14 protein-coding genes are annotated in these 16,722 nt (G+C 71.5%); 1 reads left to right on the top strand and 13 read right to left on the bottom strand.

Annotated features, from left to right (window positions below; translation table 11 throughout):
* Positions 1-13: 13 nt before the first annotated feature.
* The 7 genes from P1V51_00445 to P1V51_00415 form a co-directional block, all read right to left on the bottom strand.
* A complete protein-coding gene (locus P1V51_00445) occupies positions 14-1,192 on the bottom strand; it encodes an alpha/beta fold hydrolase (GenBank protein ID MDF1561475.1) in 1,179 nt (392 codons plus the stop codon).
* A gap of 108 nt (positions 1,193-1,300) precedes the next feature.
* Complete coding sequence (locus P1V51_00440) at positions 1,301-1,864, bottom strand: dihydrofolate reductase family protein (protein MDF1561474.1); 564 nt, start codon at positions 1,862-1,864, stop codon at positions 1,301-1,303.
* 49 nt (positions 1,865-1,913) lie between these two features.
* Positions 1,914-3,944 carry a hypothetical protein gene (locus tag P1V51_00435; protein MDF1561473.1) on the bottom strand — a complete coding sequence of 677 codons (2,031 nt, stop codon included), beginning with the start codon at positions 3,942-3,944 and terminating at the stop codon, positions 1,914-1,916.
* 25 nt (positions 3,945-3,969) lie between these two features.
* The gene (locus P1V51_00430; GenBank protein MDF1561472.1) at positions 3,970-4,713 is read right to left on the bottom strand and encodes a hypothetical protein; all 744 of its coding nucleotides are present in this window, start codon (positions 4,711-4,713) and stop codon (positions 3,970-3,972) included.
* Between the two features lie 24 nt (positions 4,714-4,737).
* Complete coding sequence (locus tag P1V51_00425; GenBank protein MDF1561471.1) at positions 4,738-6,168, bottom strand: serine/threonine protein kinase; 1,431 nt, start codon at positions 6,166-6,168, stop codon at positions 4,738-4,740.
* Positions 6,169-6,322: 154 nt separating this feature from the next.
* On the bottom strand, positions 6,323-8,293 hold the full coding sequence (locus tag P1V51_00420) for an ATP-binding protein (GenBank protein ID MDF1561470.1): 1,971 nt from the start codon (positions 8,291-8,293) through the stop codon (positions 6,323-6,325).
* Positions 8,294-8,297: 4 nt separating this feature from the next.
* Entirely contained in the window at positions 8,298-8,909 is a 612-nt protein-coding gene (locus tag P1V51_00415; GenBank protein ID MDF1561469.1) for an FHA domain-containing protein, read from the bottom strand.
* A gap of 151 nt (positions 8,910-9,060) precedes the next feature.
* Between P1V51_00415 and P1V51_00410 the strand changes: the two genes are divergently transcribed.
* Positions 9,061-10,326 carry an FHA domain-containing protein gene (locus P1V51_00410; GenBank protein MDF1561468.1) on the top strand — a complete coding sequence of 422 codons (1,266 nt, stop codon included), beginning with the start codon at positions 9,061-9,063 and terminating at the stop codon, positions 10,324-10,326.
* Positions 10,327-10,351: 25 nt separating this feature from the next.
* Here the strand turns inward: P1V51_00410 and P1V51_00405 are convergent, their stop codons facing one another.
* The 6 genes from P1V51_00405 to P1V51_00380 form a co-directional block, all read right to left on the bottom strand.
* Positions 10,352-10,897: an FHA domain-containing protein gene (locus P1V51_00405; protein ID MDF1561467.1), complete on the bottom strand. Its 546-nt coding sequence runs from the start codon at positions 10,895-10,897 to the stop codon at positions 10,352-10,354.
* Positions 10,898-11,049: 152 nt separating this feature from the next.
* Positions 11,050-12,324 carry a protein kinase gene (locus P1V51_00400; GenBank protein MDF1561466.1) on the bottom strand — a complete coding sequence of 425 codons (1,275 nt, stop codon included), beginning with the start codon at positions 12,322-12,324 and terminating at the stop codon, positions 11,050-11,052.
* Between the two features lie 14 nt (positions 12,325-12,338).
* Positions 12,339-12,695 (bottom strand): rhodanese-like domain-containing protein, encoded by a 357-nt coding sequence (locus tag P1V51_00395; GenBank protein ID MDF1561465.1) that lies wholly within the window; start codon positions 12,693-12,695, stop codon positions 12,339-12,341.
* 99 nt (positions 12,696-12,794) lie between these two features.
* Complete coding sequence (locus P1V51_00390; GenBank protein MDF1561464.1) at positions 12,795-14,120, bottom strand: DUF58 domain-containing protein; 1,326 nt, start codon at positions 14,118-14,120, stop codon at positions 12,795-12,797.
* A 113-nt stretch (positions 14,121-14,233) separates the two neighbouring features.
* The gene (locus P1V51_00385; protein ID MDF1561463.1) at positions 14,234-15,214 is read right to left on the bottom strand and encodes a MoxR family ATPase; all 981 of its coding nucleotides are present in this window, start codon (positions 15,212-15,214) and stop codon (positions 14,234-14,236) included.
* Entirely contained in the window at positions 15,204-16,721 is a 1,518-nt protein-coding gene (locus tag P1V51_00380; protein MDF1561462.1) for a hypothetical protein, read from the bottom strand. The genes P1V51_00385 and P1V51_00380 overlap by 11 nt, the downstream gene beginning before the upstream one ends.
* Position 16,722 lies beyond the last annotated feature (1 nt).

Here is a 16,722-nt window from a genome sequence, read left to right as displayed (position 1 = left end):
AAGTGGGGGCGGGCTAGGCCACCCAGTGGGGGGTCTGGGGATCCAGGTCACCCTGGAGGATGAGGACCGGCAGGTCGGTCGCGGCCCACTGCAGGTGGTGGGCGTCGGTGGGGTAGAGGGGCCAGAACTCGGAGGCGATGATGTTCAGGCCCAGCGAGCGGGAGTCGAGCTCGCGCAGGTAGTCGGGCATGAAGCCGGCCAGCACCCCGCGCAGCTGCTCGATGGCCGCGACGTCGCCGGCCTCGCAGCGCTGGATGCGGTGGGCGATCGCCGGGATGAGGTCGCGGGTGGCGACGTTCATCAGCAGCTCGGCGAAGAACCAGCGGGCGTGCTTGCGATCGAGGCCCAGCTCGGAGCAGCTCCCGGCCTCGATGGCGTCGAGGGCCAGGCCCACGGCCCCCCAGGCGTCGCCGCCGACCTTGGTGTTGCAGTCGGTGTCGGCGGTGCAGAGGGCGAGGAAGTCCTCGCCGACCTGGTTGAAGTAGGCGTCGAAGTCGGTGAAGAAGATGTTGATCGCCAGGGAGTCGAGGATCACCCCGTCGATCGGCTCCGGATCGAGCTGCAGGTAGCGGTGGGCCCAGGTCGTCCCGTAGGAGGCGCCGTAGAGGAAGACCTGCTCGCCCGGGGCGCGGGTCTCGGCGATGAGGTGCTCGAGGTCCTTCGCGGCGTTGGTGATGTTGAAGTGGGCGAGGTCCTCGCCCCACTCGGCCTGGAGAGAGGCGAGGCAGGCCTCGAAGTCCTCGGGCGCGAGGCCGAAGGGCTTGTTCGCGGTGGCGGCCTCCTGGGGGCAGCCGAGGCGGGCCGACTTGCCCACGCCCCGGTGGTCGATGGCGTAGGTGTCCCAGTTGCCGTCGATCTGCGCGAACTGCTCCTGGAAGACCTCGTAGACCGCGCCCGAGCCGCCGGGTCCGCCCTGGAGGAGCCAGAGCTGGCCCCTGCTCGTGCCCTCGGTCTTCAGCCGCTTGACGAAGATCTCGATCGAGGGTCCCTCGGGGTCGGCCCAGTCCAGCGGCACCGGGATCATCGCGCACTCGGCCTGCTTGCCCCAGATGTCGTCGGTGTGGAGGGGGCAGGCCTTCCACCGCCAGCCCTCGACGGTGCCGCCGTCGCTGCCACCGCCGTCCTCGACGCCGGCGTCGGGGTCACCACCGCCGCCGCCGCCGCGACAGGCCGCACCCGTCCCGAGAACCAAGAAGAGACACAACCCCAGTGGAGCCAACCAGGTCTTCATGACTCCCCCTTTGCTGACCGCTGCATACATCTCCCCGGGAGTTCGGAGAACCGGGTCGGCGCGGGAGGATCAGACCGGGTTCAGGAGCCGGGCGCTCACCTGCAGGAGGCCGCCCTCCATCGAGGCGTGGGAGGTGAACTGCAGCCGGTTGCGCTCGACGAGGGCGTCGAAGAGGCGCAAGCCCTCCCCCAGGAGGAGGGGGATGAAGGTGAGGGTCAGCTCGTCGACGAGCCCGGCCGCGAGGGCCTGCCGGACGAGGTTCCCGCCGTCGAGGTAGACGTCCTTCCCGGCGGCCGCCTCCTTCGCCCGGGCGATCAGCTCACCGATCTCACCCTCGGCGGTCTGCACCGTCGGCGCGACGGGCTCGAGGGGGCGGCGGGTGGCGACGAGGACCGGTAGGTCACCGTAGGGCCACTGGCCGAGGCCCTCGACCACGTCGTAGGTGCCTCGTCCCATGAGCATCGCGCCGACCTCGCGCAGGAAGGACTCGAAGCCGAGGCTGCCCACCTGATGGGGGAGATCCCCGGCGGCGGAGTGGTCCCGGTGGAGCCACTCGATGTCGTGGTCGGGGCCGGCGATGAAGCCGTCGAGGGAGCAGGCGAGGTAGACGCGGACGCGGGGAGAGGGGGCCATCTCTCTGATCTAGCCCTCCCCGTCGAACCCGCCACGGAGGGGGGGCGTCCTAGGGGCAGGGGCCGCCGCAGGCGACGTCGCCGTTGGGACAGGTGATCTCGCCGCCGTCGCACCGGGCGAAGCTGCAGCCGCCCGAGACCGGGCAGTCGATGACGCAGTAGGCGTTGCCCTCACAGGAGGCCTGGGTGCAGTCGACGGTGACGTTGTTGCAGGTCACGGTGCAGGTGGAGTTATCCCGGCAGACCGGGTTGCAGCCGCCCGAGAGGCCCGAGCAGTCGAGGTCGCAGGTGGCCGTGTCCTCGCAGGTCAGGTAGCAGTTGCCGGTGGCCAGGCCGCAGGAGTGCGAGCAGGTGGAGGCGTCCGTGCAGGTGATGCCGCAGACCGCGGTGGACGGGTTCTTCGCGCAGCGGCTGGTGCAGACGGCGGTGCCGGCGCAGGTGGCGTCGCAGGGATCGGCCACACTGCACTGGAGATTGCACCGGCAGTCGTTCGTGCAGCCCGGCGCACAGGCGCCCGCCGCGCAGGAAGTGACGCAGGCCCCGTCGATACAGGAGGGGCCACAGGTGGCGCAGTCGGCGGCGCAGAGGACGTCGTCCTCGCCGGTCGTGCAGAACCCGTCTCCGCAGACCGACCCGCAGTCTCCGGGGCAGGTGGCCGAGCTCTCCCCCCCGGCGACGCAGCAGGTGCCGTCCCCGCAGGTGGAGGCGCCGCAGTCGGTGGGGCAGCCGCAGCCCGACTCGGCGCCGGTGCAGAAGGTGTCACCGCAGACGTCCGGGCAGTCCTGGGGGCAGGTGGAGGCGTTCTCGGCGCCGGTGCAGCAGCCGTCGCCGCAGTCGTCCGCGCAGTCCGCCGGGCAGCCGCATTCGGTCTCGGCGCCGGTGCAGAGGCCGTCGCCGCAGGTGTCCGGGCAGTCGGCCGGGCAGGTCAGGGGAGTCTCGGCGCCGGTGCACAGCCCGTCGGGGCAGACGTCGGGACAGTCGGCCGAGCAGGTCTGGGGGGTCTCCGGCGGATCGCAGCTGCCGTCGCCGCAGCCCGCGCAATCGGCGGGGCAGGTCGCCTCGGTCTCGGTGCCGGTGCAGAAGCCGTCCGGGCACTGGTCCGGGCAGTCCGACGGGCAGGTCGAGGCGTTCTCCGGGGCGACGCAGGCGCTGTCCCCGCAGCCGGCGCAATCCGCCGGGCAGGTGGCCGTGGTCTCGTTGCCGGTGCAGAGCCCGTCCGGGCACTGGTCGGGGCAGTCGACCGGGCAGGTGGCCGGATCCTCGGAGCCGGCATCGCAGGTGCCGTCCCCGCAGCCGGCGCAGTCTGCCGGGCAGCCGGCCGCGGTCTCGGAGGGATCGCAGGTGCCGTCGCCGCAGACGACGCCGCAGTCGGCGCCGCAGGCGGCCGAGGTCTCGGTCCCGTTACAGCAGGTGTCGCCGCAGAGGGAGCCGCAGTCGCCCGGGCAGTTGCAGGTGTTCTCGAGGCCGGCGCAACAACCGTCGCCGCAGATGGTGTTGCCGCAGTCGGCCGCGCAGGAGCAGGCGGTCTCGGGGCCGTTGCAGGCGCCGTCGCCGCACTCGCTGCCGCAGTCGTCGGAGCAGCGGCTGGTGGACTCGTCGCCGTTGCAGACTCCGTCGCCGCAGCTGGTGCCGCAGTCGGCCGGGCAGGTCGTGGTCGACTCGCTCGTGGCGTCGCAGGTCCCGTCGCCGCAGTTCGCCGCGTTGAGCGCCACGGTGACCTTCACCACCTCCCGGGCGCGGGTGGTGACGGTGGAGGTCCCCTGGGCCACGGCCTGACCCTGCACGAGGCCCTCGGCCACCAGGGTGAAGTTGAGGCCACCCCAGGCCTCGGGCAGCAGGATCACGACCGACTCCTGGGTCGCGGCCAGGGTGCGGGCCTGCTCCGGGAGGGTGTCGGGCCCGAAGCTGGCCGAGCCCTCGGTGGTCCCGCTCAGCAGGATCTGATCCAGGCCCAGGCCCGAGGCGTAGACCACGGTCACCTCGAGGCCGGTGAGGCCCTTCTCGACCTTGGGAGGACAGCCCACGCCCAGCGCCACCAGGCAGAGCATCAGGGCGCCGCGAACGAGCCGGCTCGTCGTCAAGGAATCCCCCCACATCTTCTCGATGCTACTCACGATGGTCGATGGTTCCAAGGGACCCGCCGGGGAGCTCCGTCGGGCGCAGGGCGAGGGCGGTGCCCCCGCCGGCGGCGGCCAGGGCCACGGCGCCGAGGGCGGTCCAGAACCACCACTTCCGGGTGACCGGCGTCTTGGGCTCCTCGACGGGAGGTGGCGGATTGAAGGCCGCGCTCTCCTTGAGGGTCTTCATCTCCTCGGCGATGCGGCGCAGCTCGGCCATCTCCTTGGCCCGCCGCTCGGAGGCCTCCTTTCGGATCTTCTCGTTCTCGGCCCGGGCCGCGGCCAGCTCGGCCTCGTGGGCGGCCTTCTCGGCCTCGAGGCGCTCCGCCTCGAGCCTGGCGAGGCGCTCCTCCTCCTGCTTCCGCTCCAGCGCGGTGCGGCTCTCCCCGATGAGCTCCAGCACCACGTCCTTGTTGGGGGCGTCCGGGGCCTCCCGGATGTAGCCCTCGAAGAAGAAGACCGCCCGCTCGTAGTTCCTCATCTCCTTGTGACACTGGGCGATGTTGAAGAGGAAGGCGGCGAGGGGGAGCTTGTCGTAGGCGGCGGTGAACTTCTCGAGGGCCTGGTCGAACTCGCCGAGGGTGTAGTGCTTCTGCCCGTCCTGGAAGAGGGTCTTGGCCTCGGCCCGGGTCTGGCGCTCCGTCTTGCCGCGCTGGGCCTCGGCCAGGCCGGGGCCGGTCAGCGCAAGGAGGAGGGCGAGGACGAGTGGCGTCCAGAGCGTGCTGCGAGTCATGAGATCCCCCGGTTCTCGGGCCGGTCAGTTCGCGAAGGGGTCGATGACGCCCCGCTTGTGCGTGGGGCCCTGCTTCTTGACGACCTTCGGGCTCTTCTTCCTGGGCACCGGCTTGGGGGGCTCCTCCACCACCGGTATCTCCTTCAGCGCACGGCTCACCCGGGCGTCGGCGTCCAGGGGCAGGGTGAAGGTCTCGGTCTCGTAGCCCTCGAGCCTCAACTCGAACTGCTGCTGCTCCTCGCTCAGCGGGAAGACCTCCGAGAGCGGGGTGAGGCCGATGGGCTCGGTCTGCCCGGCGAGGAAGACCATCGCCCCCGTGGGCACCGAGTCGATCGAGAGGGTCACCTCGGTCTTCACGGGCGCCTCGAAGACGATCGGCGGCGGGTTGACCGGTCCGGGCTCCTCCCGGGGCCAGAAGACAGCGGTGAGGCCGGCGACGGCGGCCAGCCCCACGACCCCGGCGATCGCGGGCAGGGGCGAGCGGCGAGGCCGGCCCGGTGCCAGGGCGGTGTGCTCACCCGTGAGGAGGGCCCAGTCCGTCATCCCCATGCCCAGCTCGCGGAGCTGGGCCGCCACGGCGCCGATGCTCTGGGGCCGGCGGGAGGCATCCTTCTCGAGGCAGGAGAGGATGATCCGCTCGAGCTCGGCGGGGATCTCGTGGGGCAGGTCCTTGAGCTTGCTCGGCCGGGTCGGGGTGATGGTGAGGTGCTTCACCACCAGCTCACCCAGGCTGTTGGCCTTGAAGGGCTTCTGCCCTCCGACCATCTCGTAGAGGATCACGCCCAGGGAGTAGATGTCGGTACGGTGGTCCACCGGCTTGCCGGCCGCTTGCTCCGGCGACATGTAGTCGGGGGTGCCCACGATGGCGCCCGCCGCGGTCCGGGACATGGCGTCGCCCTTGGGCTGATCCATCAGCTTGGCAACGCCGAAGTCGAGGAGCTTCACGAAGTCGGGGCGGCCCGAGCGCTCGATCAGGAAGACGTTCGCGGGCTTCAGGTCCCGGTGCACGATGCCCCCGGCGTGGACCGCCTCGAGGGTGTCGGCGATCTGCACGCCGATCCGGATCGCCCGGGCGATGGAGAGGTGCGTCTCCTCGAGCTGGATCTCGGCGAGGTCCCGGCCGTCCAGGAGCTCCATGATGTAGTACTTGAGCTGGCCGGTCTCGACGAAGTCGGTGATCTCGACGATGTTCTCGTGCTGGATCTGGTTGACCGCCCGGGCTTCCGCGAAGAGGCGCCGCACTGCGGTGGGGTTCGTCGCGAACTCCGGGTGGAGGGTCTTCAGGGCGACCTTGCGCCCGAGGCGCTGGTGGATCGCCAGGTAGACCGTGCCCATGCCCCCGATGCCCAGGATCCGCTCGATCCGGTACGAGCCGAGCACCGTCCCGACGGGGAGGGTCGCCTGCTCGCGCTCCTCCTCGCGAGGCGGGTCGTCCTGTCCAAAGGGCTGAACCATCTTCTCCTGCCTGGATATCACAACGGGACCCCGGGCCGCCCGCCCGGCGCTCCGGGCGGATCTTCCCCCACCGTGGCGGGAACTCGACCTCGAAAGAGGGATTGTGCCCTGAATCTCCAGGGGTTGCCAGAGAAGTGGCGAGGCAGCCGGAGGGCTAGACCGTCGCCCCGGAGGGGGGGAAGGAGAGCGTGAAGGTCGTCCCTTCGCCGAGGGTGGAGGCGAGCTCGATGGTGCCGCCGAGCTCCTCCTCGACCATCCGCCGCACGAGGGCCAGTCCGAGGCCGCTCCCCTCGCCCTCGGGTTTGGTGGTGAAGAAGGGCTCGAAGGCTCGCTTCACGACGTCCTCGGGCATGCCGGTGCCGGTGTCGGCGAGGCGGATGACGACGCGCTGCGCGCCGTCGCGCTCCTCGTTGGCCGTCTCCACCCGCAGGACCCCGCCGCCGGCCATGGCGTCCTTCGCGTTCATCGAGAGGTTCACGATGACCTGCTCGAGCTGGGTCGGATCGGCCTGGATCGGCTCGAGATCCTCGGCGAAGGCCGTCTTCACCTTGATGTTGCCGGGCAGCTGGGACTCGATGAACTCGAGCACCCTGCCGGCGACCTCGTTCAGGTTCACCGTCACCTTCTCCGGCACCCCGCCTCGACCGAGCAGCACCAGCCTGCGCGTCAGCTCCATGGCGCGCCCCGCAGCCCGCCCGATGGACTCGGCGCGGCGGCCGATGTCCTCGCTGTTCGCCGAGCCCTGGATGAGATCGGCCTGCGCATCGACGATCTGGATGATGTTGCGGAAGTCGTGGGCGATCCCCCAGGCGAACTCGCCCAGGACCCGCATGCGCTCGTGGTCCGCCAGCACCCGCTCTCGCTCCCGCTCGTAGGTCACGTCGCGGATCACCAGCACCGTCTCCCCCGACTCGGCCGTGTTGTTCGCCGTGATCCGCAGGATGCGGTTGTCGCCGGCCTGCATCGCGAGCTCGAGGGGGCTGTGGGCGGCCTGGTTGACGGCCTCGTTGATCGGCAGGTCCCCGATCGTCTCCAGGGGATCCCCCACCTCGGCTCCGGTCCAGCAGGCCAGGAGGTGCACCGCCTGTGGGTTGAGGAAGGCGATCCGTCCCTCCGCGTCGAGCAGGATCACGGCGTCGGGGAGATCGCGGACCAGCTGCTCGACCCGCTCGCTCTCCTCGCGCAGCTGCTCGGAGAGGAGGACGTTCTGGATCGTGGTCGCGGCCTGGGAGGCGACCGCCCCGAGCAGGTCGAGGTCCCCCGCGTCGAAGAGGTAGGTGCTGGTCTTGGAGTCCAGGTAGATGATCCCGACGAGGCCCTGGGCGTGGCGCATCGGCACACAGATGATCGAGTGGATGCCCTCGCGCTCGATGCTCTGCGAGCCATCGAAGCGATCATCGCTGGCGGCGTCGGCCGAGACGATCCCGTTGCCGGAGTGCAGGACCTCCTGCACGACGGTGGCCGAGAGCACCATGGGCGCGTCGGCCTCGGTTCGGCTGTAGGCCAGCGCGGGATCGAGGCGGCCGGTCTCCGGGTCGGAGAGGAGGACCACGCCTCGCTCGGCTGCCAGCAGCTCGAAGGCGGTGAGGAGCGTGCGCTCGATCAGCTGGTCGAGGCGGGGCGCCGAGCCCAGGAAGCGGGAGAGCTCGTGTGCCACGCGCAGCTTCTCGTAGTCGCGCCGGATGGTCCGCTCGTCCGCCACGTCCTCCTGGGGAGGGAAGGCCTTCGCCGGATCGAGGTCGATCCGGAAGCTCACCGCCGTGTTCTTGCGGGCGGCCTCGAGGTCTAGGGCCGCGACTCCCACCTCGTTGAGCGCCAGCTCCTCGAAGCGGAACCTCGCGGCCCCCACGATGATCTCGTCCCCGTCCCGCAGGAGGTGCCGGTCGACCGCCTCCTGGCCGACGAAGGTGCCGTGGCTCTGCCCGACGTGGACGAGCTCGTAGTGCCCGTCGTCTCGCTGGAGGATCTCGGCGTGGCGCCTGGAGACCATCGGATCGATCACCTGGACCTCGCACTCGGCGTCGCGCCCGATGGTGGCGCACTCGCCGAGCGGGAAGCGGCGGGCCACCGGTTGGTCGATCGCCACGAGGGTCGCGATGCTCCGTCGCTGAGCAGGTTCGTTCACGGGGTCACTTCTTGAGCAGGCGCGCGACCTCGCTGGCCACCACGGTCTCCTGACCCGGAGTATCGAAGACGAAGGCGACGCCGAGGCCGCGCTGGGAGGAGGGGTTGCTGGTCACCCGGCCGTTGACCCGGAAGCGGCGGGTGCGGCCCGGGAAGCCGATGGAGAGCCTGACGGCCGTCCCCGCCGGGATGGGCTCGTCCAGGTCGATGCGGACCCCACCCACCGAGAGATCGACGGCTCGCGTGTCGTAGGAGCGCTCCTCGAGGAGGAGGCGCACCGGGTACACGCAGGTGAGGCGCTCGTGCCAGCGCTTCCCTTCTCCTTCGAGGAGGGCCTCCTGCTCGAAGCGGAAGCGGGTCGCCCCGAGGATGATCTCGTCCTGCGGCGCCAGGAGGTGCTTCTCGACGGCCACGCCGGCCACGTAGGTGCCGTGCCGGCTACCCAGATCGGAGATCTCGAAGCGGCCGTCCGGCTGCTTGCGGATCTCCGCATGGTAGCGGCTGGCCAGCGGGTCGATGAACTGGATGGAGTTGCCCGGCGCCCGACCCAGGAAATTGACGTCGTGCAGCAAGTGCTTGAGGCGTTGATCGCCACGGAACTCCACCAGAAGCGACATGACTCCCAGATCGGTAGCACCCCCGGAGAGGCCAGGCAATCAAACCGCGCCATTGACGGCAGCTCCGACGACGCCCAGATTCCACTTCATGCGGGGGAAGCTGCCTCACCTGCTGGCCACACCGATTCCGTGCCAGCCGGTCACTGATCTGGTGTCCCGGATCCAGGAGCTGGTCGAGGCGGGGATCGCCACCGACGGCTACCTCGAGATCGAGACCGGCACCGAGCAGGCCTTCCTCTTCCTCCATCAGGGCAAGACCTACTGCGCTGGCGCCGAGGAGGACGGGCGCTTCGTCGCCCGCTCCCTCGGCTGGTTCTTCGCCACCGCGCCCCGGGCCCAGAAGGTCAGCTTCTACAAGACCGACCTCCCCCTCTTCCTCTGCTCGGCGGTGCTCTTCCGGAAGGCCCCCTCGGCGATCGTGCCGGTGAGCATGATGGACGGCGAGGCGCTCCTCGCCATGCTGCTCGAGAAGAAGAAGGACTCGGTGCTGGTGATCCGCCACGGCCGCGCGCGCAGCCTGGTCTTCTGCCGGCAGGGCGTGCCCACCAAGGTCTACGCCGCTCCGGGAGAGGTCTTCCCCTCCGCTGGTGGCGTGACCGAGAGCATCCTGGCCTACATCTACAACGATCCCTGGCGCACCGAGCCGGTGAGCGTCGATCTCTACGACGAGATCAAGCTGCCGCCGGACCGGGAGGGCGGCAAGCCGATCACCGCCTACACGATCGCACCCGAGGCGAACGCCCTCGAGTGGAACCTCTCCCTCCTCGTGAAGCTCGGCTCCCGGGTGGTCTTTCGCTTCCCGGTCGACCGGGACGAGATCCACGTGGGGCGCAGCGGGGAGAACGAGCTGATCCTCGACAACCTCTCGGTGTCCCGCCACCACGCCGTCATCACCTGTCGCCCGAGCGGCTCTCTGGAGATCGTCGACCAGGACAGCGAGAACGGCCTCAAGCTGCGCGGCCGCCTCGTGAGGAGCGCCGTCCTCGAGGTCGGGGCGGAGATCGGGATCGGCAAGTACACCCTCTCGGTGGAGGACGACCGGGCGGCCGAGGCCGTCGAGGCGCCACCGCCGCCCGATCCGGTCGCCGCGGCCGTCGCGAGCTTCGACCGGACGGTCGCCGTGACCTCCGGGGGGCCGATCGCGCGCGTCGCCCACGACGGGAAGATGCACGAGATGTGGGGGAGCGTCTTCCTCATCGGAAAGAGCCCCAACACTCACATCCCGATCCGCGGCCTCTTCGTCGCCCCGGTCCACGTCCGGATCGAGAAGCAGGCCGACGGCAGCTTTCTGGCAGAGCACCTCGCCGGCCGGCGTAGCCTCAGGGTGAACGGCGAGAAGGTGAAGCGGCACGTCCTCCGATCCGGGGACACCCTCGCCATCGCCCACAAGGAGTTCACCTTCCGGCTGCCGGGGTGAGTCGCCCCGGGAGTCGGGGCGGCCGTCAGCTCAGCTGCAGGACCAGCTGGACGAACTCCGGGGCCTGGAGGAAGACGACCGTCACGGCTCCGAAGCGGATCGAGTCCCCGGACTTCAGGGTCATCGGATCGTCGGGGCCGACCTGCTCGTCGTTCACGAAGGTGCCGGTGCGGGAGTTGGCGTCCCGCAGGAGGAACTCACCCCCGCGGCCTCGCTCGAAGACCGCGTGGCTGGCCGAGACGGACTCGTCGACGATGGGGATGTCGTTGGTGCGCGCGGCGCGGCCGACGGTCACCCAGCGGTCGGAGATGCTGCGGCCCGTGTACCTCACCGGGAAGATCTGCACCGAGGCGCTGCGGTTCTGCTTCTCGGCGCCGGCCTTCCGGCCGTCGTCGAAGCGCGTCGCCTGCCAGGACCGGGCCGGTGCCCGGAGCTCGGAGCTGGCGCCGAAATAGACCAGGAAGGCCTCGCCGTGCTCGGCGGAGAAGCGCTCCAGCGAGAGCGCCCCCGCGGGCTTCCGGTAGGAGGACAGGAAGAGCTGCTGATAGGTGTCCGCCATCGGCTGGTTCATGCTCCCCTCGAATCCGGGGCAGCGAACCGATGCCCCCATCAATCGGAGGCAAAACAATAGCACCGGGAGGGGGCTTCGGCACCTGCTTTGGCGTCAGGCCGGGCGGCTGCGTTCCCTGAACTATTACAGGTGAACTCCCGGCGCCGACGCCCCTAGCCCGCGCTGGCGAGCACGCCGCGGACGACGGCGGCGATGGCGAGCTGGTTGCCGATGGCGGGATCGAAGCAGGCCTCCAGGGCGGCGGCGAGCTCGCCGCAGCTGGCGTGGCGGGTGGGCCGCCCGCTCAAGCGGGCGAGGAGGCCCTGCTGCCCGTCCACGTCATGGGCCAGCGCCCGGACGAGGACCGCCTCGAGGGCCTCGGGCACCTCGGCGCGCAGCGCCCTCGCCGAGGGGGGGGGGCCCAGCTGGGCCGGCCTCCCGTCCTGGTCCGCGGAGAGGGGGAAGGCCCGCTCGCCGGTGAGCAGCTCGAAGAGGACGCAGCCGGTGGCGAAGACGTCCATGGCCGGGTGGGGCCGGGCGCCCTCGATCTGCTCCGGGGCCTGGTAGGAGGGCTTGCCCACCGGGCCGGTGATCTCGGTGGCGAGGTCGCCGAAGTGGGCGACCCCGAAGTCGCCCACCTTGATCTCGCCGAGCTCGGAGATGAAGACGTTCGAGGGGCCGACGTCGCGGTGGACGATGCCCAGGGGGCGGCCCGTCTCGGGATCGGTGGTGGTGTGGGCGTGGTGCAGGGCCACCGCCACCGTGTGAGCGACGTAGACGGCGAGGTCCACCGGCAGCTGGATCTTCCGGAGGCGGCAGCCGAAGAGGAGGCGCTCGAGGTCGCAGCCCTCGACCAGCTCCATCACGATGTAGGCCAGGCCCATCCGCTCCCCGACCTCGTAGACCTCGACGATGTTCGGGTGCTTCAGCTTGCTGGCGAGCAGGCCCTCGGCGTGGAAGAGGCGGACCGCCGTCGCGGAGGTCAGCAGCTCGGGCCGGATGCGCTTGAAGGCGACCTTCTCCCACATCCGCTCGCCGCTGCGCTTGGAGGCCCGGTAGACCTCGGCCATCCCGCCCTTGCCCACCAGGGCCTCGATCTGCAGGTCGCCGAAGGTGTGGACGTCGCTGGCCAGCCGGTCGATGAGGGCGGCCAGCTCCTCGCTCACCTCGACGAAGCGGACGCCGGCCAGGAGCTCACCGTCCCGCTCCTGGTGGCGCAGCACCTCGGCCTCGGCGGTGATCACCTCGGCGTGCTTCCCGAGGTGGAGACCGATCCGGACCCTCGCCCCGGCGGGCGGGGGGTGGGGCAGATCGAGGAGCATCCCGCCGGCGCTGACGTTGATCGCCTCCGCCTCCTCGGGCAGGTCCTCGTCGGGGCGCCAGACCCAGACGGGGATCCGCACCCCGAAGCGAGGGTGTGCTCTCTGGATCGGCCATTCCCCGGTCATTCACCGGGAAGCTATCACGGCCCCCAGTCTCGCCAGGAGCCAAGGTCGAAGACCTCGTGGCCCTTCTTCTTCAGCAGGCTCACGGCCTGGCGGCTGCGCACGCCGGACTCGCAGTAGACGACGACCTTGGCGCCGTCGGCGACCTCGCCCTGGCGGCGGGAGAGCTCGGTGATCGGGATGTTCACCGCGTTGGGCAGGTGGCCTCGCTGGTACTCACCGGGCGAGCGGACGTCGAGGAGGACGGCGCCGGCGGCGACCAGCTCCTTGGCGGTCGCGCCCCGGCTCTTCTTGGCCTTGTTGTCACAGCCGGTCGAGGCCAGGGCGAGGGAGGTGATCGCGAGGGCGAGCAGGAGGGTCGTGTGCTGTCTCATCGATCCCTAGGAGCCCCCCTGAAACGAAAGGATTCAGATGGGGTCAGACCCTGACAATTGACACTTGCCCCTTATGTCAATTGTCGGGGTCTGACCCCATCAGAGGAGGTGGCGCTGCTTGACCTCGACGTAGGCGTTCACCGCGGCCAGGACGGCGTCCTCGGGGGGGCGGTCGATGATCCGCGCCCCCGCCGCCGAGAGGCCCCGCTGCAGGGCGGCGCGCTCGGTCAGCAGCTCGGCGGCGGCCGCCATCCGGTAGCGATCCTCCGGGGTGGTGGGGCGCTGCCGGGCGGCGGCCTCCAGGCCGGGGTCGCGCAGGGAGACCACCACCGGCAGGTGGCGGGTCGAGAGGCGGCGCACCTGATCCATCAGCGGTCGGGTGGTGGCCTCGTCGTGGAGCTCGGTGAGGGTGAGCACGAGGGCCCGGCGGGGCTGGCGGGCGAGGAGGGTGCGGGCGAAGGCGCGGTAGTCGACGTAGGTGCGGGTGGGGGTGGCGGCGTAGAGGCGCTCGAGGATCTGGTGGTACTGCCCCTTCCCCTTCCCCGGGGGCACGAAGGTGTGGACGTCGTCGGCGAAGAGCATCAGCCCCACCCGGTCGTCGTTGCGCAGGGCGACGAAGGCGGTGAGGAGGGCGGCGTTCACCGCGTAGTCGAGCTTGGTGAGGTTGCCGCTCTTCACCGCCATCAGGCGGCTCGCGTCGACGCAGATGAGCACGGTCTGGGAGCGCTCGGGCTGGCGCACCCGCACCACGGGCTTCTCGCGCCGGGCGGTGGCCTTCCAGTCGATGTCCCGGAAGGGGTCGCCGTAGACGTAGTCGCGCAGGGTCTCGAGCTCGGAGCCCTCGCCCTCCCGGCGCAGCTGGTGGGCGCCGACCCGCTCCAGGTCCCGCACCCCGCCGGCCAGGAGCAGGCGGCCGGCGCGCACGTCGGGGTAGACCTTCACCGGCCGGGCCAGGGGCTCGATCCGCTCGGCCCAGGCGAGGCCGAAGGGGCCGCGCACCCGCAGGTAGACCGCCCCCCAGGCATAGCGGCCCCGGGCCGGGGGCTGCACCCGCAGGAGAGCCGCCGCCTCGCCGGGCTGCTCCTCCTGCTTCTCTCCCCGCTGCACCCGGGTCGCGGGCGGCACCACCAGGGGGATGCGCTCGGGCCTCGGATCGAAGGCGGCCGGGGCCTGGTCGTGCAGCTCGACGGTGGCGCTGCGGGTGCCGTGGTTCTTCAGGCGAAGGGTGACGTCGCTGGCGACGCCCACCGAGAGGCGGGGCGGGAGCTCGCGCACCACCTCCAGCCGGGTCAGGCTGGCCAGCTCGGCGTCGAGGAAGGCCAGCCCCAGGATCAGCAGATCGAGGAGGCCCGCCGCCCAGAGCACCCTCGGCTCGGCCGGCGCGAAGAGCAGCAGCAGGAGGGGCAAGAGGAGGAGCACCACCACCCGGCGGCCGGGGACCAGCTGCCGGGTCTTGCGGTGAGGAGCGACGGCCTTCCCGGCCGCGCCCTCCTCCCCCGCCGGCGCCGCGGGCGCCGGGAGGGTCTGGGCCCCGGACTTCAGCGCGGCACCTCGATCTCGTCGAGGATCCGGGCGAGGACCTCCTCGGGCTGGATGCCGTCGACCTCCGCGTCGGCGGTGAGCAGCAGGCGGTGGGCCAGGGTGGGGGGCACCAGCCGGCGCACGTCGTCGGGGGTGACGAAGTCGCGGCCGGCGAGGGCGGCGACCGCCTTGGTGCAGAGCAGCAGGTGCACCGCGGCCCGGGGGCCGGCGCCCAGCCGCACCTCGGGGGCCTTGCGGGTGGCGGCGACCAGCTGCCGCAGGTAGTCGCGCACCACGTCGCGGACCTCCACCGCGTGGAGGGCCTCCCGGGCGGCGAGGACCTCCTCGACGGTCACCGTCGAGTCGATCTTCACCCGGTCGAGATCCCCCAGCGCCATCCCGTGGTGGGCCAGCTCGAGGATGCGATCCTCCTCGGCGTCGGTGGGGTAGCCCACCTGCACCTTGAAGAGGAAGCGGTCGAGCTGGGCCTCGGGCAGGGGATAGGTGCCCTCGGACTCGATGGGGTTCTGGGTGGCGAAGACCGTGAAGATCGGCGGCAGGTCGTGGTGCTCGCCGTCGAGGGTGACGCTGCGCTCCTGCATCGCCTCGAGGAGCGCCGACTGGGTCTTGGGCGGCGCGCGGTTCACCTCGTCGGCCAGGAGGATGTCGGTGAAGACCGGCCCGCGGGTCAGGGCGAAGGTGCGGGTCTCCAGGTCGAAGACCCGGGTGCCCAGCACGTCCGAGGGCATCAGGTCCGGGGTGAACTGGATCCGGCGGAAGGTCGCCGAGAGGGAGCGGGCCATCGCTCGCACCATCAGGGTCTTGGCGACCCCCGGCACGCCCTCGAGGAGCACGTGCCCCCCGGCGATGAGGCCGACGAGGAGGAGCTCGAGGACCTCGTCCTGCCCCACCACGGCCTTGTGCACCTCGGTGCGCACCTTCTCGAAGATCCGGGCGGTGGCCTCCACGTCGGCGGGGGCTCGGCTTTCAGGCTGCATGCTTTCCTCTCTTGCGTCGCGGGACGGTCCCTTGCTGCTTGCTTCTGATGATCTCGTAGAGCGCGGCGGCGGCGGCGGCCACCGCGCTCAGATCGCGCTCGGTCGGCTTCGAGAGCTCGATCCGGGAGAGCTGGGCCTCGAGGGCGCCCGCCGCGTCCTCCACGGCGGGGAGGCTGCGGTAGCGCTCGGCCTGCGCGAGGGCGCGCCGGGCGATGGTGCGGGCGGCGTGCCGGCGGTGGCCGCCGAGGCGGTAGAGGTTGGCCATGGTGGCGAGGTGGTCGGCGGTGCTGCGCAGGGTCTCGCCGGGCAGCAGCTCGATGCGGCCGAGGCGCCGGGCCGCGAGGACGGCGACCACCGTCATCAGCATCAGCTGGAGGAGGGCCGGTAGCAGGCCGTGCTCCAGGGCGTAGCCGAGGATGGTGCGGCCGGCGGCGTGGCCGTGGTGGTACTCGTCGAAGGCCAGGCTTCCATTGCGCGTGACCTCGGCGAGGGCGGTCATCCAGAAGGCGGCGTTCCCCGCCCGGGGCAGGGTGCGGTTCAGCGCCAGCTCGGGCACCGAGACGGCGAGCACCCAGCCGCTACCGTGAGGCACGGCCACCGCGGCGACCGGCCGGGCCCGTCCCTCCGGCGGGACCTCGGCCTCGACCAGCACCGAGACGGCGTCCCCCCGATCCGTCAGGATCCGCACCTCGCCGGTGGACTCGACGCCCTCGATCCCCCGGGTGAAGACCGAGGGCTGACCCGGGACGAGCCGGTGGAGCGGACCCTCGGCCTCGAGGCGGCGGGGGAGGAAGGCGATCGCCTGCTCCTCCTCCTTCTTGCGCTTCTCCCGCCGGGCGCGCTCCGCGTCACTCTCCTCCAGCCACTCCTCCCAGGGGGGGCGCTCCTCGCCCTCGCCCTGATCCACCGGCGCGTCGACGGAGCCGGCGGGCTCGGCCTCGGGCTCCGGCGCGGGCTCGACGGGGGTGGCGCGGTCGCGCAGGCTCAGCTCGAGGCGGGAGAGGAGGGCGTCCTGCTCCTGGGTGACGTGCACCAGGTTGCCGCCCTCCGCCACCCAGTCGAGGAGCGCCGCGCACTCCTCGGAGGAGAGGCGGGGGCCGAAGATCCCCAGCCCGGGGCTGGGCCCCACCACCACGTCCCGGGGCTCGTCCTCCCCGGCCCGCTCGTCCCCGTCCTCCTCCTCGGCGGCCCGGGCCGGCGCCTCGCTCTCCTCGCTCTCGTCGCGTGCCTCGCGCTCCTCCTCCGACTCGCAGCTCTCGCCGGCGTTCACGCCCACCAGCACGATCGCGCCCTCGTGCTCGATCAGCCCGAGATCGAGGTGGCGGCGCTCCACCGGGAGGCCCCGGGCCTCGGAGAGGAGGTAGAGGGCGCGGGCGCCGTCCTCGGCGGCGCGGTAGGTGCTGCCGGCGTCGGCGAAGCTGCCCCTCCTCGCGGACTGCTGCAGCAGGAGCGCGAGGCCGAGGAAGACCCCGAGCAGGAGGAGCAGGGGGGTGAGCCAGCGCGCCATG

The sequence above is a fragment of the Deltaproteobacteria bacterium genome (genome assembly GCA_029210625.1).
In the GTDB taxonomy this organism is placed as follows: Bacteria; Myxococcota; Myxococcia; order SLRQ01; family SLRQ01; genus JARGFU01.
This window is presented reverse-complemented; position numbering and strand designations above follow the sequence as displayed.

Coding starts and splice junctions, on each gene's coding strand:
- P1V51_00440 (MDF1561474.1), bottom strand. CDS start 1,864: ATGGCCCCCTCTCCCCGCGTCCGCGTCTACCTCGCCTGCTCCCTCGAC.
- P1V51_00430 (MDF1561472.1), bottom strand. CDS start 4,713: ATGACTCGCAGCACGCTCTGGACGCCACTCGTCCTCGCCCTCCTCCTT.
- P1V51_00425 (MDF1561471.1), bottom strand. CDS start 6,168: ATGGTTCAGCCCTTTGGACAGGACGACCCGCCTCGCGAGGAGGAGCGC.
- P1V51_00415 (MDF1561469.1), bottom strand. CDS start 8,909: ATGTCGCTTCTGGTGGAGTTCCGTGGCGATCAACGCCTCAAGCACTTG.
- P1V51_00405 (MDF1561467.1), bottom strand. CDS start 10,897: ATGAACCAGCCGATGGCGGACACCTATCAGCAGCTCTTCCTGTCCTCC.
- P1V51_00400 (MDF1561466.1), bottom strand. CDS start 12,324: ATGACCGGGGAATGGCCGATCCAGAGAGCACACCCTCGCTTCGGGGTG.
- P1V51_00395 (MDF1561465.1), bottom strand. CDS start 12,695: ATGAGACAGCACACGACCCTCCTGCTCGCCCTCGCGATCACCTCCCTC.
- P1V51_00385 (MDF1561463.1), bottom strand. CDS start 15,214: ATGCAGCCTGAAAGCCGAGCCCCCGCCGACGTGGAGGCCACCGCCCGG.
- P1V51_00380 (MDF1561462.1), bottom strand. CDS start 16,721: ATGGCGCGCTGGCTCACCCCCCTGCTCCTCCTGCTCGGGGTCTTCCTC.